17 protein-coding genes are annotated in these 22,431 nt (G+C 60.9%); 5 read left to right on the top strand and 12 right to left on the bottom strand.

Annotated elements, in window-relative coordinates:
- Nucleotide 1 precedes the first annotated feature (1 nt).
- The 5 genes from LMG28727_RS27580 to LMG28727_RS27560 form a co-directional block, all read right to left on the bottom strand.
- Nucleotides 2–1,915, bottom strand: a complete 1,914-nt coding sequence (locus LMG28727_RS27580; RefSeq protein ID WP_201645491.1) for a (Fe-S)-binding protein — start codon at nt 1,913–1,915, stop codon at nt 2–4.
- Between the two features lie 2 nt (nt 1,916–1,917).
- Nucleotides 1,918–3,981: an NADH:flavin oxidoreductase gene (locus LMG28727_RS27575; RefSeq protein WP_201645490.1), complete on the bottom strand. Its 2,064-nt coding sequence runs from the start codon at nt 3,979–3,981 to the stop codon at nt 1,918–1,920.
- Nucleotides 3,982–4,050: 69 nt separating this feature from the next.
- Complete coding sequence (locus LMG28727_RS27570) at nt 4,051–4,587, bottom strand: DUF5943 domain-containing protein (RefSeq protein WP_201645489.1); 537 nt, start codon at nt 4,585–4,587, stop codon at nt 4,051–4,053.
- 41 nt (nt 4,588–4,628) lie between these two features.
- Nucleotides 4,629–5,600 carry a dipeptidase gene (locus tag LMG28727_RS27565; RefSeq protein ID WP_201645488.1) on the bottom strand — a complete coding sequence of 324 codons (972 nt, stop codon included), beginning with the start codon at nt 5,598–5,600 and terminating at the stop codon, nt 4,629–4,631.
- Between the two features lie 41 nt (nt 5,601–5,641).
- A complete protein-coding gene (locus tag LMG28727_RS27560) occupies nt 5,642–6,916 on the bottom strand; it encodes a serine hydroxymethyltransferase (RefSeq protein ID WP_201645487.1) in 1,275 nt (424 codons plus the stop codon).
- A 470-nt stretch (nt 6,917–7,386) separates the two neighbouring features.
- Here LMG28727_RS27560 and LMG28727_RS27555 point away from each other — a divergent pair, with 470 nt between their 5' ends.
- The gene (locus LMG28727_RS27555; RefSeq protein ID WP_201645486.1) at nt 7,387–8,382 is read left to right on the top strand and encodes a GlxA family transcriptional regulator; all 996 of its coding nucleotides are present in this window, start codon (nt 7,387–7,389) and stop codon (nt 8,380–8,382) included.
- Nucleotides 8,383–8,538: 156 nt separating this feature from the next.
- Here the strand turns inward: LMG28727_RS27555 and fdhA are convergent, their stop codons facing one another.
- On the bottom strand, nt 8,539–9,738 hold the full coding sequence (fdhA, locus tag LMG28727_RS27550) for a formaldehyde dehydrogenase, glutathione-independent (RefSeq protein WP_201645485.1): 1,200 nt from the start codon (nt 9,736–9,738) through the stop codon (nt 8,539–8,541).
- 274 nt (nt 9,739–10,012) lie between these two features.
- On the opposite strand from fdhA, the gene betI reads away from it, so the two are divergent.
- The 4 genes from betI to ampC all read left to right on the top strand — a co-directional run bounded on the left by betI (nt 10,013) and on the right by ampC (nt 15,194).
- Nucleotides 10,013–10,618, top strand: coding sequence for a transcriptional regulator BetI (gene betI, locus LMG28727_RS27545; protein ID WP_201645484.1), 606 nt, complete (start codon nt 10,013–10,015; stop codon nt 10,616–10,618).
- Between the two features lie 12 nt (nt 10,619–10,630).
- Complete coding sequence (gene betB / locus LMG28727_RS27540) at nt 10,631–12,100, top strand: betaine-aldehyde dehydrogenase (protein ID WP_201645483.1); 1,470 nt, start codon at nt 10,631–10,633, stop codon at nt 12,098–12,100.
- Nucleotides 12,101–12,112: 12 nt separating this feature from the next.
- Nucleotides 12,113–13,798: a choline dehydrogenase gene (gene betA, locus LMG28727_RS27535; RefSeq protein ID WP_201645482.1), complete on the top strand. Its 1,686-nt coding sequence runs from the start codon at nt 12,113–12,115 to the stop codon at nt 13,796–13,798.
- A 223-nt stretch (nt 13,799–14,021) separates the two neighbouring features.
- Nucleotides 14,022–15,194, top strand: a complete 1,173-nt coding sequence (gene ampC / locus LMG28727_RS27530; protein ID WP_201645481.1) for a class C beta-lactamase — start codon at nt 14,022–14,024, stop codon at nt 15,192–15,194.
- Between the two features lie 77 nt (nt 15,195–15,271).
- On the opposite strand, the gene LMG28727_RS27525 is transcribed toward ampC, so the two are convergent.
- From LMG28727_RS27525 to LMG28727_RS27500, 6 genes are all read right to left on the bottom strand, one after another.
- On the bottom strand, nt 15,272–16,690 hold the full coding sequence (locus LMG28727_RS27525) for an MFS transporter (RefSeq protein WP_201645480.1): 1,419 nt from the start codon (nt 16,688–16,690) through the stop codon (nt 15,272–15,274).
- 160 nt (nt 16,691–16,850) lie between these two features.
- Entirely contained in the window at nt 16,851–17,114 is a 264-nt protein-coding gene (locus LMG28727_RS27520) for a hypothetical protein (RefSeq protein WP_201645479.1), read from the bottom strand.
- Between the two features lie 69 nt (nt 17,115–17,183).
- Complete coding sequence (locus tag LMG28727_RS27515; protein WP_201645478.1) at nt 17,184–17,840, bottom strand: sarcosine oxidase subunit gamma; 657 nt, start codon at nt 17,838–17,840, stop codon at nt 17,184–17,186.
- Complete coding sequence (locus LMG28727_RS27510; protein WP_201645477.1) at nt 17,830–20,832, bottom strand: sarcosine oxidase subunit alpha family protein; 3,003 nt, start codon at nt 20,830–20,832, stop codon at nt 17,830–17,832. The genes LMG28727_RS27515 and LMG28727_RS27510 overlap by 11 nt, the downstream gene beginning before the upstream one ends.
- Nucleotides 20,829–21,143, bottom strand: a complete 315-nt coding sequence (locus tag LMG28727_RS27505; RefSeq protein ID WP_201645476.1) for a sarcosine oxidase subunit delta — start codon at nt 21,141–21,143, stop codon at nt 20,829–20,831. Before LMG28727_RS27505 ends, LMG28727_RS27510 begins: the two co-directional genes overlap by 4 nt.
- Nucleotides 21,144–21,156: 13 nt before the next feature.
- Nucleotides 21,157–22,401 (bottom strand): sarcosine oxidase subunit beta family protein, encoded by a 1,245-nt coding sequence (locus LMG28727_RS27500; protein ID WP_201645475.1) that lies wholly within the window; start codon nt 22,399–22,401, stop codon nt 21,157–21,159.
- Nucleotides 22,402–22,431: the final 30 nt, after the last annotated feature.

Below are 22,431 nucleotides of genomic sequence, written 5' to 3'. Positions count from 1 at the left end.
ATTACTCCAGCGCCGCAGCAACCAGTTCGGCAACGTCGAGCACTTCCGGACGCGGCCCCACCACGCCTTCGAGCATCGCCGTGCAATTCGGGCAACCCACCGCGACGATATCGGCGCCGGTTGCGCGAGCATCGTCGATACGGATATCCGGAATGCGCCGCTTGCCCGGAATGTCGGTCAACGGTGCGCCGCCGCCACCGCCGCAGCAGCGTCCGCGCATGCCGTTGCGCTCCATTTCGACCACCTTGATGCCGATGCTTTTCAGCACCTTGCGCGGTGCTTCTGTCTCGCCGTTATAGCGGCCCAGATAGCACGGGTCGTGATACGTGATCTTGCGATCCGCGAGAGCAGCGACCGCACGCGGCGACAGCTTGCCGCTCGTGAGCAGTTGTTCGATCAGTGCCGTGTGATGCTGTACTTCGTAGAATCCGCCCAACGCGCGGTATTCGTTACGCAGGCTATGCAGCACATGCGGGTCCGCGGTCACGATCTTGCTGAACGAGTACTGCGATAACGTGCCGATCAGCTTGTACGCGAGTTGCTGGAAAGTGGCTTCGTCACCGAGACGCCGGGCCGTATCGCCGGTATCGGTTTCGACACCGCCCAGTACCGCATAGTCGAGGCCTGCGCGATTCAGCACTTTGACCAGAGCGCGCAGCGTGCGCTGATAGCGCATGTCGAAAGCACCTTCGCCGGCGATCAGCAGCACCTCCACATGACGCCCCGGCTGCGCAACCTGCACTTGCAGATCGACCGCCCAGTCATAACGCGCGCCAATGTCGTAACCATTCGAGCTGCCCGTTTCGCGCAGATTCGCCAGCGTGAGCGGCCCTTTACCCGGCACGCTGCCTTCCACCAGGGTCTGGTTGCGGCGCATATCGACGATCGCATCGACGTGCTCGATCAGCATCGGACATTCCTGCACGCAAGCACGGCAAGTCGTGCAGGACCACAGCGTGTCCGCTTCAATCAGGCTGGAAATCAGCGGCTTGCCGGGCGCACCGGCATGCTTGCCGAGCGGAATGCCAGGTGTCGGGCTGCCGGCATAGTCGGCATCCGTGCCGCCCACCATGCCCGTCACCAGATCCTGAATCAGCTTCTTCGGATTAAGCGGCTGACCCGCGGCAAAGGCGGGGCACGCTGCTTCGCACTTACCGCATTGCACGCACGCATCGAAACTGAGCAACTGGTTCCAGCGGAACTCCACCGGTTTGCCCACGCCATAGTCTTTGGCATCGAGCAACGGCATCTTGAGTGCCGTGGGCGGCACCACATCATTGTCGTTGCGCGCCGCGAAGCGCTCCTGACGCGGATGAAAGGCAAGATGCAGCAGCCCGGCGAGCGCATGCTTCATCGGACCACCACGCGCCGCGCCGAACGTCATCGTGAACGCACCGACGGCGATCAGCAGCGCAACGATGATCGCGAGCGCACCGGACATCGCTGCAGCAGGCAGCACGATGAACAGCGCCAGTCCCAGTGCGAAGGAACCCAGCAATATCGGCAGATGGTCCCAGGGTCCACGGGAGAGCCGCGCCGGGGCAGCCTTCGCCCCGTGCCGGCGACGCCAAACGAATACGGCACCCACCAGCATCACGAGCGCGGCCAGAAAAATCAGCTTGTCGAGCCACGGCGAGTAAATCGCCAGACCGTAGTTGACGAACACCAGCGCCATCGCGAGAATCGCCCCACCCGCTGTCGCAACGTGTGTCTTTGCAATGTACGGATCGCGCGCCACGACATGATGCAGATCGACGAAATAGCGTTTTGGAATCGCCAGCAGATTAGTCCAGCTGTAGGCGCCCGCCGTGGTCGCACGGCCTTCGCGCCAATAGGCTGCGCGTTTGGCAACCGCGAACGCGAGACCGGCAACCGACAGCCACAGCAGGACGGTGATGACAAACACGGGGCTCATCGTCAGAAATCCTTGCAAAGGCGCAGCGCGTCGTAAATCGCGCCGTGAATGTTGTGCATGGAAATGCAATCGCCGACCCGGAACAGCAGGAAGCGGCCGTTACCCAGTTCTTCGCTGAGCGACGGTTGCGGCTCGGACGCGAACAGCTTGTGGACATCGACCTGGCCGCGATTCAGCGACTCCGGCTTGAGCTTCCAGTACAGCGAGTCGTTCGGCGTGCTGCCGTTTTCAATTACGACCTGATCGACCGCGCGCTCTTCCTGCTCTTCGGTGTACTCGTTGCGGATCACGGCGATCTTCTTGCCGTCTTCCTCATAGACCTTATCGAGCCAGTAATTCGGCGTGTGGATCACGCCTTGCGCATAGAGGCGCCGATAGAAAATCGGGAAGGTGGTGCCACCAACGTCGTCGGCAACTTTCACGTCGGGCGTGACGATCTCGACGTTCGCGCCACGGCTCGACATGAAATCGGCAACACCGGCGCCGGCATGCGTGCTGACACCGTCGTACACGAGCACGTTCTTGCCAGGTTCCACGCGGCCCGACAGCACGTCCCACGAACTCACCGCAAGGCCTTCTTCGACGCCCCACGCCGCGACTTGCGACGTGAAAGACGAACCGCCTGTCGCCAGCACGACGATGTCGGGCTTCTCGGCCATGATGGCGTGCTCGTCGGCGGCGACGCCAAGTCGACGATCGACGCCGAGCCGCTTCGTCTCCATGTCGAACCAGCGCACGATGCCTGCCATCTGTTCACGCTGCGGCGCTTTCGCGGCCAGCATGATCTGGCCGCCCACGTAGTCGTTCTTCTCGAACAACACCACCTCGTGACCGCGCGACTTCGCGACACGCGCCGCTTCGAGTCCCGCCGGACCCGCGCCGACCACGACGACCTTGCGCTTCGGTCCGCGCGTTTTCGTGATCACATGCGGCATCGTGGCTTCACGCGAGGTCGCGGCGTTCTGCACGCACAGCACGTCGTGCCCGTTGTACTGACGGTCGATGCAGTAATTCGCACCGACGCATTGCTTGATTTCGTCCTCACGGCCATCGCGAATCTTGATGACCATATGCGGATCGGCAATCTGGGCGCGCGTCATACCAACCAGATCGACCATGCCGCTCGCGAGCAGACGCTCGGCCTGACCCGCGTCGCGAATGCTTTGCGCGTGCATCACCGGCAGCTTCACCACCGACTTGATACCCGCCGCGAGATGCACGAAGGGTTCGGGCGGCAATGCCATTGGCGGCATGCAGTTGGCGAGCGTGTTGTGCGTGTCCGCGCCGGAGCCGATCACGCCGAGGTAATCGATCAGACCGGTTTCGCTCATCGCCTGCGCGATTTCCTTCAGCTGTTCGTGATCGAGGCCGTCTTCATGGAACTCGTCGCCGCACATCCGCAAGCCCACGCAGAAATCCGCGCCGACCGCTTCGCGTACTGCCTTCAATACTTCGGTGCCGAAACGTAAGCGGTTTTCGAGCGAGCCGCCCCATTCGTCGGTACGGAAATTCGTGCGCGGACTCCAGAACTGATCGATCAGATGCTGGTGCGCCGCCGAGATTTCGACGCCGTCCATACCCGCATCTTTCACGCGCTTCGCGGCGGCCGCGAAGTCGTCGATGATGCGGCGAATCTCTTCCACTTCGATAATCTTCGCATTACCGCGATGCACCGGCTCACGCACACCGGACGGCGACATCAGATGCGGCCAGTGCTCGCCGTGAAACGCCGAACGACGTCCCATATGGGTTGCCTGGATCATGATTTTTGCGCCGTGCGTGTGCATCGCTTCGGCCAGCCGCGCGAGTGGGTCGATGATCTTGTCGGTCGACAGATTCACCGACTTCCACCAGCCCTGCGGACTGTCGATCGACACTGGGCTCGAACCGCCGCACACGGCGAGCCCGACGCCACCCTTGGCCTTCTCTTCGTAGTAACGGATATAGCGGTCGCCCGGCAGGCCGCCCGGTTCCGCATAGACTTCCGCGTGCGCGGTGCTGACAATGCGATTACGCAAGGTCAGCTTGTTCAGCGTAAGAGGCTTGAAAAGGTTCGGGTAACGCATTGCGATCGACCTCGGAATGGATAGGCTTACTGCGCCCTGCCGTACTGGTTTGCGTGATGCTGGATGCCGCTACGAAGCCAGCGGCGACACTTCGAACACGCAGTGGTGATGGCATTCGGCCGCGCATTGCGCTTCTTTCGAATGCGACGGCGGGCCTTTGCGTGTGCCGTCCGGCGCGGTGTCGTTGACCCAGTCCATCGCACCCGCGAACCATCCGGCGAACATGTAGCAAAGCTTGCCTTCCTTACCCGGCTGCGCGAGTACGAATGACGAGTGATGCAGTTCGATGCGTGCATGCGAAGTGGACGGATCGGACTCGGTGATCCTGAAGATGCCCCAGCCGCGTTGCGACAGACGGTTCAGGTAATGCTCGAATACCGCCATGCCCGCAATGCCGTGCTGTTTCGCTTCCTTGTCGCACCAGAAATACGCGGACTTGTACCCTGCTTTGTAAAGAATCTCAGCATACGCATCGAGGCCGAGCGCTTCTTCGACCGCGGTATGGTTGTTGGTGAAGAAGTGACGCGGCACGTAGAGCATCGGCAGCGCGTCGGTGGTCCAGACGCCGGTGTCCGGATCGACGTCGATAGGCAATTGAGGTTGCATGGGGAGGCTCGCTTTTTATTTAGGGGGTGAGTGACGAAAGATCAGACTTTCCAGACTTCACCGAACACCCGAACCCAGTTCTCACCCATGATCTTTTTGATGCGCGATTCGCTCCAGCCAGCGCGCTCCATCGCGGCCGTCAGGTTCGGAAACTCGCCAATCGTGCGGATGCCTTCGGGATTCACGACCTTGCCGAAATTCGTCAACTGACGATAACGGCCTTTGTCGTGCGTGATCCAGTCGAAGAATTCAGTGCTATAGCCTTGCGTGAAGTCGGTGCCGATACCCACCTGGTCGTCGCCGATCAGGTTCACGACGTATTCGATTGCTTCGATGTAGTCGTCGACCGTCGCATCCGGCCCGCGCTTCAGGAACGGCGCGAACATCGTCACGCCGACAAAACCGCCGGCATCGGCAATCTCTTTCAATTGCTCATCGCTCTTGTTGCGCGGATGTTCTTTCAAACCGGACGGACAGCAATGCGAGTAGCAAACCGGCTTGTTCGATGCCGCAATGGCTTCAGAAGAAGTCTTGCCGCCAACATGCGAGAGATCCACCATGATGCCGACGCGGTTCATTTCCTGAATCACCTCGCGGCCGTATCCGGACAGGCCGCCGTCGCGCTCGTAGCAACCGGTGCCTACCAGGTTCTGCGTGTTGTAGCAAAGTTGCACGACGTTCACGCCGAGGTCTTTGAAGGCCTCGATATAGCCCAGGTTGTCCTCGAACGCATGGGCGTTCTGGAAGCCAAAAATTATGCCGGTCTTGTTCTCTTTCTTCGCGCGCAGAATGTCGTCGGTCGTGCGCACGAGCGTGAGGATTTCGCCATATTCGCGAATCTGCTGCTTCATCTCGGCGATGTTGTCGACGGTCTTCTGAAAGCTTTCCCACACCGACACCGTGCAGTTCACCGCGGTCACGCCGCCCTTGCGCATATCTTCGAACACCGAGCGCTCGAACTTCGAAATGTTCAGACCGTCGATGATGATGCTGTTGTCGTGCAAAGTACTCATCGTTTGCTCCAGGCGTGCTTGGTAAGTGAATAGTCGCGTGATCAGTAAATCGGAAAGCGTTCGCACAGCGCGAAAATCTCGCGGCGCACGCGTTGTTCGGTGGCAGCATGGCCGTCCGGGTGATCGCGCAGCGCGTCGAACACGTCGACGATCAGCCGGCCGATTTCGCGGAATTCGCTCACACCGAAACCGCGCGTGGTGCCCGCCGGCGTGCCCAGACGAATGCCGGAGGTGACCGTGGGTTTTTCTGTATCGAACGGAATGCCGTTCTTATTGCAGGTGATGCCCGCGCGTTCCAGCGCCTGCTCGACCTGATTGCCCTTCAGGCCCTTGGGCCGCAGATCGACCAGCAGCAGATGATTGTCGGTGCCGCCCGTCACCAGATCGACACCGCCCGCTTTCAGTACTTCGCCGAGTGCCTTTGCATTGGCGAGCACATTGTCGATATAGGTTTTGAAACCCGGTTGCAGCGCCTCGCCGAACGCGACCGCCTTACCCGCTATGACGTGCATCAACGGACCGCCCTGCAGTCCCGGGAATACCGCTGAATTGATCTTCTTTGCAATGTCCTCGTCATTCGTCAGCACAAAGCCGCCGCGCGGACCGCGCAAGGTTTTATGCGTGGTCGATGTCACCACATGCGCATGCTCGAGCGGATTCGTATGACGCCCGGCCGCGATGATCCCGGCGATATGCGCCATATCGACCATCAGTTTGGCGCCAACGCTGTCGGCAATCGCGCGCAGCCGGGCAAAATCCAGTTCACGCGGATAAGCCGAGAAGCCCGCGATCAACAATGCCGGTTTGTGCTGCTGCGCAAGCTCTTCAATCTGTGCATAGTCGATCAGCATCGTGTCGCGACGCACGCCGTATTGGACCGCGTTGAACCACTTGCCCGACATCGCAGGCTTCGCGCCGTGGGTCAGATGGCCGCCCGCATCGAGCGACATGCCGAGCACCGTGTCGCCGGGCTTGACCAGCGCCAGCATCACCGCACCGTTTGCCTGCGCGCCGGAATGCGGCTGCACGTTGGCGAACTTCGCGTTAAACAACTGCTTGATACGATCGATCGCCAGCGTTTCGATTACATCCGCATATTCGCAACCGCCGTAGTAACGCTTGCCCGGGTAGCCTTCCGCATACTTGTTGGTCAGCACCGAGCCTTGCGCTTCGAGCACCGCACGCGACACGATGTTTTCCGACGCGATCAACTCGACTTGCGACTGCTGGCGCTCGAGTTCTTTTAAAATTGCGCCGCGCACTGCCGTATCACGCGTAGCCAGCGATTCTTCGAAAAAAGGATTCGGGTTCGACATGGAAGGTCCGTGGGGTCATTGACGGAAAGGCCGGAAGCCGCTGTCTGTGTGCCGCGTGCATACCATTTGCACGCTGCTTGCACACTGCCGCCACCGGTCTGCATTGCGTCTATTCTTGACGTTCGCCCTGCGCGTCAATTTACGAATTCAGACGCGTTCTTTGCCTTTTCCGCCATAGGCGTCCTTTTTCGACAAGTCGGTGTGAATGCGGCGTGTCCGCACGCCCCGTCAGCCGATCAAAAGCATGAAGCGTTTGCTGCACTGCGGCTGACCGTCGATGCGCTGTTCGGGTGCGCTGCGGGCCTTTTGCGGCTCCGTTCTGGTGCCGTCTGTTTAGCTATCCGACGGGTTCTGCGAACAACCGAGGGTTTAGCCTGATGGCACGGTAGTTGCGCTGGTCCTCAGAATTGCAGGAGTCGCTGCTCCCCACGGCGACGCGACATAACAGATTCGAAGGAATCATTTCCCCCATGTCCACCGATCGCACGGCGTCGTTGTCGCATTTCGCATTCATGCCGTTACCGAACTTCACGATGATCGCGTTTACCAACGCCATCGAAGTCCTGCGTATGGCGAATTACCTGACAGGACAAACGCTTTATCGCTGGTCGATTGTGAGTCCCGACGGCGGCCCGGTAACAGCGAGCAACGGGCTTGCGGTCGACACCGGACCGGTCGAAAGCATCGGTCAGCCGGACATCGTTTTCGTGGTGGGCGGCATCGACGTGCAGCGTGCCACCACCCCGGCTCATCTCACTGCATTGCGCCGCTTTGCGCGTCTTGGCAGCGTACTGGGCAGTCTGTGCACCGGCACGTACGCATTGGCGCGCGCGGGCCTGCTGGCCGGTTATGCGTGCGCGATTCACTGGGAGAACATGTCGGCGCTGAAAGAGGAGTTTCCTGAAACGCGCTTCCTGAAAGAACTCTTCGTCGTGGATCGCGATCGCGTGACCTGCACCGGCGGCGTCGCACCCCTCGACATGATGCTGAACCTGATCGCGCCGCGCGTCGGCACCGCACGTGTCACGCAGATCGCCGAGCAGTTCATCGTCGAACATGTGCGCGACACCAGCGCGCAACAAAAAATGCCGCTGGTCGCGCGGCTTGGGTCGGCCAACAAGTCGCTGTTCGAAGTGATCTCGCTGATGGAGAACAACATCGAAGAGCCGTTGTCGCGCGAAGAACTCGCGCGCCTGGCGGGTATGTCGCAACGGCAGTTGCAGCGGCTGTTCCGCGAACATCTGGGAATGACGCCCACGCATTACTATCTGACGCTGCGTCTGCGACGGGCGCGTGAATTACTGCTGCAAACCGATATGTCGATCATGCATATCACGATGGCTTGCGGCTTTCAGTCGGCTTGCCACTTCTCGAAGAGCTATCGCGACGCGTTCGGTACGGCGCCGACGCGCGAACGGCGCAAGCAGGCGCCGTCGCTGGCGGCTGTGCCCGTGATGGCGGCTTGACGACCGGTTAAGGCTGCTTGCTGCACGCACGACAAAAACGCGTCGAACGGCTTGACGTTCAACGCGGTTTTTTCGTCGACCCACTTTCCTGACCTTCAGTAAGAGGCCGCGCACGCCATCCCGCGTGCGCGGCCTCGCACATTCACTGAGCAACCATCAAGCCGCCTTCAGCAAGCCATGCGGATCAATCACAAACTTGCGCGGTGCGCCGCCGTCGAACTGACGATAACCTTCCGGCGCTTCATCGAGCGACACCACCGTGACGTTGACGATGTCGGCAATCGGCAAACGGTCCCACAAGATCGCCTGCATCAGATTGTGGTTGTACTTCATCACCGGCGTCTGTCCGGTATGGAATGAGTGCGACTTGGCCCAGCCAAGCCCGAAGCGGATGCTCAAGCTGCCTTTGCGGGCGGCCGCATCGGCCGCGCCTGGGTCGTCGGTGACATAAAGCCCCGGAATGCCGATCGCGCCTGCGGCCCGCGTGATTTCCATCAGCGAATTCAGGACCGTGGCCGGCGCTTCTTCGTGCGAACCGCTGCTACCGTGGCCGTGTGCTTCGAAGCCGACGCAGTCCACCGCGCAATCTACCTCCGGCTTGCCAAGAATCTGTTCGATCTGCTCACCGAGCGTCGCGTCTTTCGACAGATCGATGGTCTGGAAGCCCATCTTGCGCGCATGCGCAAGCCGTTCCTCATTCATGTCGCCGACAATCGTGCAGGCCGCGCCGAGCAGGCGTGCGGACGCCGCCGCGGCCATCCCCACCGGGCCCGCGCCGGCGATATAAACCGTCGCACCCGGCTTGACGCCGGCCATCACCGCGCCGTGATAACCGGTCGGCAGAATGTCGGACAAGCACGTCAGGTCGCGGATTTTCGCCATCGCTTGCGCACGGTCGGGGAATTTCAGCAGATTGAAATCCGCATACGGAACCAGCACGTATTCGGCCTGGCCGCCGATCCAGCCGCCCATATCCACATAACCGTACGCGCCGCCCGCTCGCGACGGATTCACGTTCAGGCAGACGCCGGTATGCTGCGCCTTACAGGTCGGACAGCGTCCGCACGCCACATTGAACGGCACCGACACGAGATCGCCGACTTTCAGCGTTTCGACATCGCGGCCTACCTCGATGACTTCACCGGTAATTTCATGCCCGAGCACGAGCCCGACCTCAGCGGTCGTGCGGCCGCGCACCATGTGCTGGTCGGAGCCGCAAATATTCGTGCTGACCACTTTCAGGATCACGCCGTGACCGATCGAGCGGCCGCGTGGATCGACCATCTTCGGATAATCGATTGACTGCACTTCCACCTTGCCTTGCCCGAGATACACGACGCCGCGATTGCTGCTCATTTGTCTGTCTCCATGTCTTGTGAGCGGCGTCACCGAACGCGTTTGCGTCATCGAAACCCTGCGCGGCACGCCGTCCAACGAGCGTAGCGCCCGCTGAAACAAAGCACGTGTAGCGAACGCGACATGGGTTTGGCTGGAACCGACAAACGCGTGTTGATCGTCATCGCGACATTTTTTTATTGATTGACCGTTCAATATAAAAAAACTACCATCGGCTTTCACTGCCGGCTTCACTGCCAGTTTCACCCCGTGTTCATCTGCCATCGTCCGCACCATGCCCAAACTAGGAATGCGCGAAATCCGCCGCGCGCAACTGATCGATGCCACGTTGCTCACGATCGACCAGACCGGTCTCGCCGGTGCCACGCTGGCCTCGGTCGCCCAGCGCGCGAGCATTTCGACGGGCATCGTCAGCCACTATTTCGGCGACAAGGACGGCTTGCTCGAAGCCACCATGCGTCACATCCTGCGCGACTTGTGGCAAGCCACGTCGAGCCGCCGTCGCGCCGCGAGAGCAGACCCGCGCTCGAAACTGCGCGCGGTCGTCGCCGCGAATTTCGATGCGGGACAAACCAGTGCGCCGGTGATGAAAACCTGGCTCGCGTTCTGGACCGAGAGCATGCACAAGCCACCGCTTCGGCGCTTGCAAAACGTAAACACGCGTCGGCTGAATTCGAACCTGTGCGCGGATTTTTCAAAGGCATTGCCGCGTGCGGCGGCTCGCCGCGCAGCGAGCGGACTGGCGGCGCTGATCGACGGCTTATGGTTGCGCGGCGCGTTATCGGGCGAACCGTTCGACACCAAAGCGGCGCTACGCGTCGCCAACGAATATATCGATCTGATGCTGGCCGCACGCAACCAGGCAGACGGCATTTTCTAAAAGGAGCAGGTCATGGCGGTATTCGCAACGCAACGGTTGTACATCGGCGGCGCTTACGTCAACGCGACCAGCGGAGAAACGTTCGACACGCTCGACCCCGCTACCGGCGAGACGCTTGCGAGCGTGCAACAGGCGTCGGCAGCCGACGTGGATCGCGCGGTGCAAGCGGCGCAAACCGGTCAGCGCGCATGGGCCGCGCTGAGCGCGATGCAACGCTCGCGCATTCTGCGGCGCGCGGTCGATCTGCTGCGTGAGCGCAACGACGAACTCGCCGCGCTGGAAACGCGCGATACCGGCAAGCCCATTGCCGAAACCCAGGCGGTGGATATCGTCACCGGTGCCGACGTCATCGAGTATTACGCGGGACTGGCTACCGCGATTGAAGGTCAGCAGATCCCGCTGCGTCCTTCTTCGTTTGTCTATACGCGGCGCGAGCCGCTCGGTGTGTGCGCGGGCATCGGCGCATGGAATTACCCGATCCAGATCGCATGCTGGAAGTCCGCGCCCGCGCTCGCAGCGGGCAATGCGATGATCTTCAAGCCGAGCGAAATCACCCCGCTGTCCGCGTTGAAACTCGCTGAGATTTATACCGAAGCCGGCGTTCCGGCAGGCGTGTTCAACGTCGTGCAAGGTGATGGCCGGGTGGGCGCCCTGCTCGCATCGCATCCCGACATCGAGAAAATCTCTTTCACGGGTGGCGTCGAAACGGGCAAGAAGGTGATGTCGCTCGCGGGTGCATCGTCGCTGAAAGAAGTGACGATGGAACTCGGCGGCAAATCCCCGTTGCTCGTGTTCGACGACGCCAACCTGGAACGCGCCGCCGACATCGCGATGAGCGCCAACTTCTTCAGCTCCGGCCAGGTCTGCACCAACGGTACCCGAGTATTCGTGCAGCGCAGCGTGCTGGAGCGCTTCGAAGCACTAGTGCTCGCACGGGTGAAGCGCATCCGCGCAGGCTCGCCCACTGACGCGAACACCAACTTCGGCCCACTCGTCAGCGCCGCGCAATTGCAGAAGGTGCTCGGCTATATAGAAAGCGGTTTGCAGGACGGCGCGCGTTTGATCGCGGGCGGCAAGCGCCTCACTGACGGCCATTTCGCGCGAGGCCAATACGTCGAACCCACTATCTTCACCGGGTGCCACGACGACATGCGCATCGTGCGCGAAGAAATCTTCGGTCCCGTGATGAGCATCCTTGTTTTCGACGATGAAGACGAGGCAATCGCACGCGCGAACCGCACTGCTTTCGGCCTCGCGGCGGGCGTTGTCACTGAAAACCTGGCGCGAGCGCATCGCGTGATTCATCGACTGGAAGCCGGCATTTGCTGGATCAATACCTGGGGCGAATCGCCAGCGGAAATGCCGGTGGGCGGCTATAAGCAATCGGGTGTGGGCCGCGAAAACGGCATCACCACGCTGGAGCATTACACCCGCATCAAGTCCGTGCAGGTCGAACTCGGTCCGTATCAACCGGTGTTTTAAGGAGCGGTGACGATGGCTTCGAACGAATACGACTACATCATCGTGGGCGCGGGTTCGGCGGGCAACGTGCTCGCGTCGCGTCTGACCGAAGAGGCGGATGTGACCGTGCTGCTGCTCGAAGCGGGCGGCCCCGATTACCGTTTCGACTTCCGCACGCAGATGCCCGCCGCGCTCGCGTATCCGCTGCAGGGACGCCGCTATAACTGGGCGTATGAAACAGACCCCGAGCCGCATATGAACCATCGCCGCATGGAATGCGGGCGCGGCAAGGGGCTCGGCGGATCGTCGCTGATCAACGGCATGTGCTACATCCGCGGCAATGCGCTCGACTACGATGGCTGGGCCAACAATCCAGGTCTGGAGAACTGGAGCTATCTGGATTGTCTGCCGTATTTCCGCAAGGCCGAAACCCGCGACGTGGGTGCGAACCCCTATCACGGTGGCGATGGCCCGGTGCATGTCACCACCAGCAAGCCCGGCAATAACCCGTTGTTTGCCGCGATGGTCGAAGCGGGTGTGCAAGCGGGCTTTCCGCGCACCGACGATCTGAACGGTTACCAGCAGGAAGGATTCGGTCCGATGGATCGCACGGTGACGGCCAATGGCCGGCGCTCGAGTACTGCGCGTGGTTATCTGGATCGCGCGAAAGCACGGCCTAATCTGACCATCGTCACGCATGCGTTGAGCGAGCGCGTCGTGTGCTCCGGAAAACGTGCGACTGGCGTCGCGTATTCGCATCATGGGCAGACCGTGAATGCGCACGCGCGCCGCGAAGTGCTGGTGTGCAGCGGCGCGATTGCTTCGCCGCAACTATTGCAGCGCTCCGGTGTGGGACGTTCGAGCTGGCTGCGCGAACTGGGCGTGCCGCTCGTTCACGATCTGCCGGGTGTCGGTGAAAATCTTCAGGATCATCTGGAGATGTATATCCAGTACGAATGCAAGGAGCCGGTGTCGCTCTACCCGGCTTTGCAATGGTGGAATCAACCCTCCATCGGACTCGAATGGATGCTCAACGGCACCGGTATCGGCGCCAGCAACCAGTTCGAAGCGGGCGGCTTTATCCGCACCCGCGACGACGATCTGTGGCCGAACCTCCAGTATCACTTTCTGCCGGTCGCGATCAATTACAACGGCTCGAATGCGATCAGAATGCATGGCTTCCAGGCGCATGTCGGCTCGATGCGCTCGCCGAGCCGTGGCCGTGTGAAGCTCACGTCGCGCGATCCGGATGCGCACCCGAGCATCCTGTTCAACTACATGGCCGATCCACTCGACTGGCGCGAGTTCCGCGACGGCATTCGCATCACACGCGAGATCATGCGTCAGCCGGCACTGGACCGTTATCGCGGCCGTGAGTTGAATCCCGGCGCGGAGTTGACCTCCGACGAACAACTCGACACGTTCGTGCGGATGCGTGCGGAAACCGCGTTTCATCCGTCGTGTTCGTGCAAGATGGGTTATGACGACATGGCCGTGGTCGATAACGAAGGCCGCGTGCATGGCATGGAAGGGCTGCGCGTGGTCGATGCGTCGATCATGCCGACGATTACGACGGGCAATCTGAATGCGCCGACCATCATGCTCGCCGAAAAGATCGCCGACCGGATTCGCGGGCGTGAAGCGTTGGCGCGGGTCGATACGCCGTACTTCGTCGCAGATGGCATCGCGTCGAGAAAACGTGACGCGGTGACGATTTGAGCGAGCCTGGATTGGTTGGCTGCGCCATGCGTTGTGCACGGCAGCTACTGCGGTTCTAGCCGCGCCATCTTTGTCACTCACCCGACACGACGACGGACTCGCTCCGTCGTCCCATAAGTTTTTCTTTTCCCTCTCTCAAGTTATCCTCGATTGTCGGCTCGCCGCAAAAGCCCGATAGTGCACCCTCATCACCCTGCGACCGACATTCAAGGAACCGCCGCAAATGAAGTTAAAAGCGCTCAGCCTCATGGCGACTGCTATCTTTTCGCTATGCGCGACGCCGCTCATCGGCCACGCGGCCGACCACACGGAAGACCGGCTCAAACCCGTCGTGGACGCCGCCATCCAGCCTGTGATGGCGAAATATCACATTGCCGGCATGGCCATCGGCGTGATCTCCGAAGGCCAACCGCACGTGTTCAACTATGGCGTCGCGTCGAGAGAAACCGGCAAGCCGGTCGCGCAAAATACGCTGTTCGAAGTCGGCTCGGTCAGCAAGACGTTGACGGCGACACTGGCTTCGTATGCAGAGATCAACGGCGATCTGTCGCTGTCGGACCCAACGGCCAAATACCTGCCGTCGCTGCGCGGAACGCCGTTTGGCAACGTCAGCCTTCTCAATCTGGGCACGCACACGCCCGGCGGGCTTCCGCTTCAGGTTCCAGACGACATCCACGATAACGATCAGTTGATGCAGTACTTCAGCGCCTGGAAACCCACCTATGCGCCGGGCACTTACCGTACCTATGCGAATCCCGGCATTGGCACACTCGGCCTGATCGCCGCAAAAAGCATGAAGCAGGAATTTACTCCGCTGATGGAGCAGCGCGTGTTTCCCGCGCTTGGCATGAAAAACACCTTTATCGATGTTCCCGCCGCGAGAATGGCGGATTACGCGCAAGGCTATAAAAAGGACGATTCGCCAATCCGTGTGGCGCCGGGCGTGTTATCCGCTGAAGCGTATGGCATCAAGACGACCGCCGCCGACATGCTGCGCTTCGTCGCCGCGAACATGAATCTGATCAGGGTCGACGGTAAATTCCAGCGGGCGATCACCGCCACCCATACGGGCTACTTCAACGCGGGCGTGCTGACTCAGGATCTGATCTGGGAGCAGTACCCGTATCCGGTCGCGCTGAATACATTGCTGGAAGGCAATGGCCCGGCAATGGTTCTCAACGCGACCCCCGCTGTCGAAATCAAGCCGCCGCAGGCGCCGGCGCAAGACGTATGGATCAATAAGACAGGCTCAACCAACGGATTCGGTGCTTACGTTGCGTTCGTTCCGGAGAAACGGATCGGCATTGTGATGCTGGCGAACAAGAACCTGCCGAATGAGGATCGCGTGAAGGTCGCTTATCAGATCCTGACGGAGCTGGCTCAGCGCGGACATTGAGGCCTTCAGGTTCAGGCCGCTAATACGAGGTGCAATCGGTCGATTGCACCTCGCTCAGATTGAAAACGTAACGCCCTCTATTCCCGCGCGGGACTCAACAGCCCATGCGCGTCCGTTTCGACTGCCTCGGACACCAGCGTCTCAAGCGCCAGCCCCCGGGTCTCGATGCCGAGTATCCACACAGCCGCCGCCGCAATCACAAAGCACATTGCGCCGAGCGAGAATACGCCGCCCTGACCGAATATCGGTAAAACGACACCGACCACATACGGTCCGATCAGCGACCCCACGCGACCTATCGCCGATGCAAATCCCGATCCCGTTGCCCGTGCGCCGGTTCCATACAGCTCCGGCGTATACGTGTACAGCACCGCCCACATCGCGAACAGGAAGAACTGCATGGCCAGCCCCGCGCAGATCAGCAGCGTCGGCGTTTGTGCGTGCAGCGCAGTCTGACCATAGACGTACGCCATCACCGCGCTCCCCGCGAGCGACGCGATACACGTTGGCTTGCGTCCCCAGCGTTCAACCAGCCAGGCTGCGCAGACAAAGCCTGGAATTCCGCCAAGCGAAATCAGCACGGTGTACAGCACGGATTTCGTTACCGCAAAGCCCGCTTGCTGCATCAATGCGCCGAGCCAGGAAGTCAGTCCGTAAAAGCCGAGCAGCGCGAAGAACCACAGCGTCCACACCATGATCGTGCGACGCCGGTACGCGATGCTCCAGATTTCGCCGAACGCGCCAGCGCCCTTCGCCGCGGCCGGCTCGACGAGCATCGCCGGCGCGCGCAACTGGCTCAGGCCGGCTGAGCGCATGACCTTGACTTCGATGTCGGCGAGAATTCTGTCGGCTTCGTCGTGACGCCCGCGATGTTCGAGCCAACGCGGCGATTCCGGCACCACCCGGCGAACGATCAGCACGAATACAGCGGGAATCGCGAGCAGCGCGAATTCGGTGCGCCAGCCGAAAGCCGGCAATACGAAATACGACACCACACCTGACGCGATAAACCCGAGTGGCCAGAAGCCGTCCATCAATGCGATCACCCGTCCGCGTGATGCGGCCGGCACGAATTCGGACAACAACGTCTGTGCAATCGGAAACTCCATCCCCATGCCGAAGCCCAGCAGCACGCGATAGAAAATCAGCGCTTCAACGCTGTGCGCGGTCGAGCACAGATACGACGCGAGCCCCCATAACACCATGCTCCACTGGAAAACCGGCCGACGTCCAAAGCGATCAGCGAGTAAGCCCGCGATTGCCGCGCCGATCACCATGCCGAAAAAACTCGCACTGGCGACAAGTCCCGCCGTCGCCGTGGACAGATGAAACTCGGTCCTGATCGAACCGAGCACGAAAGTCATCGTACCGAGGTCGACGGAATCGAAGAAGAACGCAATCGCGATGATCACGAAGAGGGTCCGGTGATAACCGGAGAACGGTAGTCGTTCGAGTCGGGCGGCAGCGCTCGCGCGAGGCTGAAAAGCGGTAGACATAGAATCCCCTCGTCAATGCGGCGTCGGCCGCGTAGATATTCCGATCGGTGTTTCCAGTGTTTTCAGTAGACGCCGACATAAATCGGCCACATAGAAGAAATACGTCATCGGGATGGAACGGGGGCGTCGTTTCCTACCTCCCGCTATCGGCTACCCGGCACTATGGATGCAGTCGCGCACGCGCGGCGCCGGCAATGCGCGCGAGCGTCTCCGCACTCAAATGAGCAGCGATCTTTTCAACGTATTCGTGATGTCGCACCTGAAGCGGCGCACCGAGTTGTTGCGCAAGCAAATAGCGGATGAGAGCAATCCGGCGATGCCGCAGCACGATGCTCTGATCGAGCAACGCGAGTGCCGCATCGGCATCGCCTTCGTGGCATGCGCGCTCGGTGAGACGCGCGGTGGCCACGCGAGTTGACGTCATGTCGGGCGGAGAGCGTCGAAGGAGAAGAAGATAGTGCGAGCGATATCGATGAATACCGCTCGCATTGCATTACGGCATTAATGGTTCAGCTGCGTCGAGCATGATCTTCACGAAATAATCCGCGAAACTGCGGCGTATGACGATCTCGAAGCTATTCGCGCCGGTGGGCAACAAAGTCATCGATGCCTTGAAATAATGGCTCTGCGCGCATTGTCCGTCGCCGAACAGTTTGGGATGCAGGTCCAGCGGACACCCGCGCGCCAGGACCTCTCGCACGCGCGAGCCGCTGATTTCAAGCACCGTATAACCGCTGCCGACATCCGCCGCCGACGCAAATACCCCTGCAAACGCAGTACCCAGTTTCGCCTGCAATGGCGCACTCTGCGTGGCGTCATGCGCTAACGCCGAGCGAACCAGCCATTCGTCGGGACCGAGCCACAGCATGTCATACCCATTGCCACGAGTGAATGTGTTCGCCTTCTCGGGCGGCCGGCACCCGATCACACTTTCCACTGCCTGCATGAATGCCGCGTCGCGGGTATCGCCACGCAGATTCACCAGTTCCAGAAATGGCCGCTCGCTCAATCGGAATACCGCCGACGTGGTCGCCTGATGCTTCTTCAGCAGCGCGTGCGCACCCACCAGAGGCGACTCCTGCCACACGCCCGTTGGCTTGCCGACAGCGCGATCCACCATCGACACCGTGCCCCCTGTTTCATTCCACATGTTGACGTGCTCCTTCGCTGTCATAGAACACCGAGCTGGTAACCTTGGCGGCAATCTGTTTGCCGCTGGAAAGCGGAATCGTGACCGTTTCACCGATCTTGTCGAGACCGCCTTTGACGACTGCCATCGCAATCGAGCGCTTCAGGATCGGGCTGTAGTAGCTCGACGTGACGTGCCCGAGCATCGCCGCCGTCTCGCCCTGGAATGGACCGGCGACGATCTGCGAGCCTTCGGGTATCACCAACGACGGGTCATCGGACAGTAACCCGACCAGTTGCTTGCGCCCTGCCTTCGCCGTGTCGGAACGGGTCAACGAGCGCTTGCCGAGAAAGTCTTTCGACTTCGCGACAAGGCCGCCCATGCCGAGGTCGTACGGCGTCATCGAGCCATCGGTATCCTGGCCGACAATGATGTAGCCCTTTTCCGCGCGCAGCACGTGCATGGTTTCGGTGCCGTACGGCGTGATGTCGTATTCCGCGCCTGCGGCCATCAGCGCTTCCCATACCGCGCGACCGACGTTCGCCGGCACGTTCACTTCATACGCGAGTTCGCCCGAGAAACTGATGCGCATCACGCGCGACGCGGCGCCCGCTACCGTGCCTTCGCGATAGCTCATGAACGGAAACGCGGCGTTTGCGAAGTCGATATCGTGGCAGAGCTTCTGCAATACCTTGCGGCTGTTCGGCCCGACCACGGCGAACGTCGCCCAATGATCGGTGACCGACGCGAGACGCACGCGCATATCCGGCCATTCCGTCTGCAACCAGCGTTCGAGCCACGTGAGCACGCGTGCGGCGCCGCCGGTGGTGGTGGTCATCATGTAGTGCTGGTCGGCGAGACGCACCGTCACGCCGTCGTCGAAGATCATGCCGTTTTCGTCGAGCATCAGACCGTAGCGGCACTTGCCGATCTCCAGCTTGCTCCACGGATTCGTATAGACCCAGTTCAGCAACTTTGCGGAATCGGGGCCCTGAATGTCGATCTTGCCAAGCGTCGATGCGTCGAGAATGCCGACGCTTTCACGCACCGCCAGCGATTCGCGCGCCACCGCTGCGTGCATGTCCTCGCCCGCTCTCGGGTAATACCACGGACGCTTCCAGTTGCCGACATCTTCGAACGCTGCGCCGTTTTCGACGTGCCATTCGTGGACTGCCGTCTTGCGCACCGGATCGAGAAACTCGCCCAGTTCGCGGCCCGCAAAAGTACCGAACGTGACCGGTGTGTAGTTGGGCCGGAAAGTCGTCGTGCCGGTTTCGGGAATTGTTTTGCCGAGCGCCTGCGCGAGAATCGCCATCCCGTTGATATTGCCGAGCTTGCCCTGGTCGGTGCCGAAGCCCATCGCCGTGTAGCGCTTCACGTGTTCGACCGACTCGAAACCTTCGCGCGCCGCGAGAAAGATATCCGCCGCCGACACGTCGTTCTGGAAATCGACGAATTGCTTCGGCCCGCGCGCGGCCAGTTCCCGTCCGCCGACCAGCCATAGCGGTTGCATCTTCGCTTCAGTCATCTCTGCCACCTGGACCGGATTCGGCCGGGCGACGATGTAACCCGCCGCGCGGGCAGCTTCGACGCCTGCATCGACTGCGAAGCGGATGCCCTGTCCCAGCGTGAAGTCGCCCGAACATGCGCCGACGCTCGTTTCCGGCTGCATCGCCTTGCCAGGCACAAAGCACGCCTTTTCGTCATGCCAATGCGCCTTGCCGCCCGACTGCGCGAACAGATGCAGCACGGGACTCCAGCCGCCCGACATGGCGAGCAGATCGCAGGACACCTCCCCCTGCTTTGCACCGATCTGTCCGTTCGAATACGGCGCTAGCTCGACTGAAGCGACGCGCAATTTGCCGTGCGCCGCGGTAATCACCACACCGTAGATCACTTTCACACCGTGACGGCGCGCGAGTGCCGGCAAAGTGCCCTTCGATTCAGTCGCACGCGGATCGATCACCGTCACCTGTGCACCGGCTGCTTTCAGATCTAGCGCGCACTGATAGCCGTCGTCATTGTTCGTGAACACCACTGCATTGCGACCCGGCAGCACCGCATAGCGATGCAGATAGGTCGATACCGCCGACGCCAGCATCACACCAGGCAGATCGTTATTACCGAACACGATGGGCCGTTCGTGCGCACCCGTCGCGAGAATCACCCGTTTGGCGCGGATTTTCCACATCAGTTCGCGCGTGCCCTTGCGCTGCGATACCGGCAGGTGTTCGGTCAGCCGCTGCGTCACGGTCACGAGATTGTGGTCCTGATAGCCGAACGCGGTGCTGCGGCACAGGATCTTTACGTCGGGCATCTGCCGCAATTCGTCTTCGATCTTCTGCACCCATTGCAGTGCGGGCCTGCCGTCGATCTCCGCGCGGCACGACAGCAATGAGCCGCCGAGTTCCGGCTGATCGTCGACCAGCGTCACACGCGCGCCCGACAGTGCGGCAGCATGCGCAGCCGCGAGACCGGTCGGGCCCCCGCCGACCACCAGCACGTCGCAGTGAGCAAAGCATTTGTCATAGCGGTCCGCATCGGTGTGCTCAGGCGCCTTGCCGAGACCGGCTGCATCGCGGATCACTTCTTCATACTTCGGCCAGAATTTGCGCGGCCACATGAAGGTCTTGTAGTAAAAGCCCGCAGGGATGAAACGCGCAATTTTCTGGTTGACCGCCATGCGGTCCTTCTCGATGCTCGGCTTCGCATTCACGCTGGTCGCGACGAGCCCCTGATACAACTCGACTTCGGTTGCGCGTGCGTTCGGTACCGTGTACGCGCCCGTTTCGAGTTGCACGACCGCATTCGGCTCTTCGACACCCGCCGTGACGATGCCGCGCGGGCGGTGATATTTCCAGCTACGCGCGACAAAATGCACGCCATTCGCGAGCAATGCCGACGCCAGCGTGTCGCCCTGATAGCCCTGATATTTGACGCCGTTGAACGTGAAGCTCAGCGCAATAGCGCGGTTGATGCGTCCACCGCTCGCGAGTCGGTCTTTCTGGCTCATGATGCTTTGCCCTCTTTTGCCTGAACTTCGTTGTTATCCATTGCAAGCAGCGGACGCTCGAACGTCTCGTAGCCCTGGATCTCATAGCTCACCGTATCGCGCTGCGCCTTGAACCAGCGGCGGCAGCCTTGCGTATGCAGCCATTGTTCGCGCTGCACACCGCGCGGGTTCTTGCGCATGAACAGGTAGTCGCCCCATTCCTTGTCGGTGAGCTTTTCGGTGTCGAGCGGGCGCGCGATGTCCGCTTCGCCACCGCAGGAAAATTCGGTTTCGGCGCGGGGGCCGCACCATGGGCATTCAATCAACAGCATGGGAGCTCTCCGTTTAGTGGGCGACGGCAGCAGCGCCGTGTTCGTCGATCAGATGGCCGGTATAGAAACGATCCAGCGAGAACGGCGCATTCAATGGATGCGGCTCGTCCCGCGCAATGGTGTGCGCATACGCCCACCCCGACCCCGGCGTCGCTTTAAAGCCGCCCGTACCCCAACCGCAATTGAAGTAAAGCCCTTTCACATCGGTCTTGCTGATGATCGGGCACGCATCCGGCGATACATCCACAATGCCGCCCCATTGCCGGTTCATCCGCACGCGCGAGAACACCGGGAACATTTCGACAATCGCTTCAAGCGTGCCTTCGATAATCTGGAAACTGCCGCGCTGCCCAAAGCCCGTGTACTGATCGACACCCGCGCCGATCACCAGATCGCCCTTGTCGGACTGGCTGATATACGCGTGCACCGCGTTCGACATCACCACGGTATTCACTACCGGCTTGATCGGCTCGGACACCAGCGCCTGCAATGGATGACTTTCCAGCGGCAAACGCACACCGGCCATATCGGCCAGCGTCGACGTATTACCTGCGGCGACCACCGCCACTTTCTTCGCCTTGATAAAACCTTTCGTCGTATCGACGCCCGTCACCTGGCTGCCGTCACGGCGAATTCCCGTGACCTGACAGTTCTGCACGATATCGACACCCGCCTGATCCGCGCCGCGCGCAAAACCCCAAGCCACCGCATCATGACGCGCGACACCGCCGCGCCGCTGAATCGACGCACCCAGAACCGGATAGCGGCTATTCAGATTGATAGTCGGCTCGATTTCCTTGATCTGTGCGGGCGTCAGAAACTCGGCATCGACACCATTTAACCGGTTCGCATTCACGCGACGTTCTGTATCGCGCACATCCTGCAATGTGTGGGCGAGATTCATCACGCCGCGCTGGCTGAACATTACGTTGTAGTTCAGATCCTGCGAGAGCCCTTCCCACAACTTCATCGCCTTCTCATACAGCGCGGCCGATTCATCCCACAGGTAATTCGAGCGCACGATCGTCGTATTACGCGCGGTATTGCCGCCGCCGATCCATCCCTTCTCCAGCACGGCGATATTGCGCACGCCGTGCTCTTTCGCGAGGTAATACGCGGTGGCGAGACCATGCCCGCCGCCGCCGACGATCACCACGTCGTATTCGCGTTTAGGCTCGGGGCTCTTCCACTGTCGCTCCCAGTTCTCGTGATACGACATCCCGTTGCGCAAGAGGCTGAATATCGAATAGCGGCTCATCGTTGGTCCTTGTGAATACTCGTGCTGAAT

The sequence above is a fragment of the Paraburkholderia metrosideri genome, from assembly GCF_904848625.1.
GTDB classification, from domain to species: domain Bacteria; phylum Pseudomonadota; class Gammaproteobacteria; order Burkholderiales; family Burkholderiaceae; genus Paraburkholderia; species Paraburkholderia metrosideri.
The sequence above is the reverse complement of the archived record's forward strand: the minus strand, read 5'-3'. Positions and strand labels throughout refer to the sequence as shown.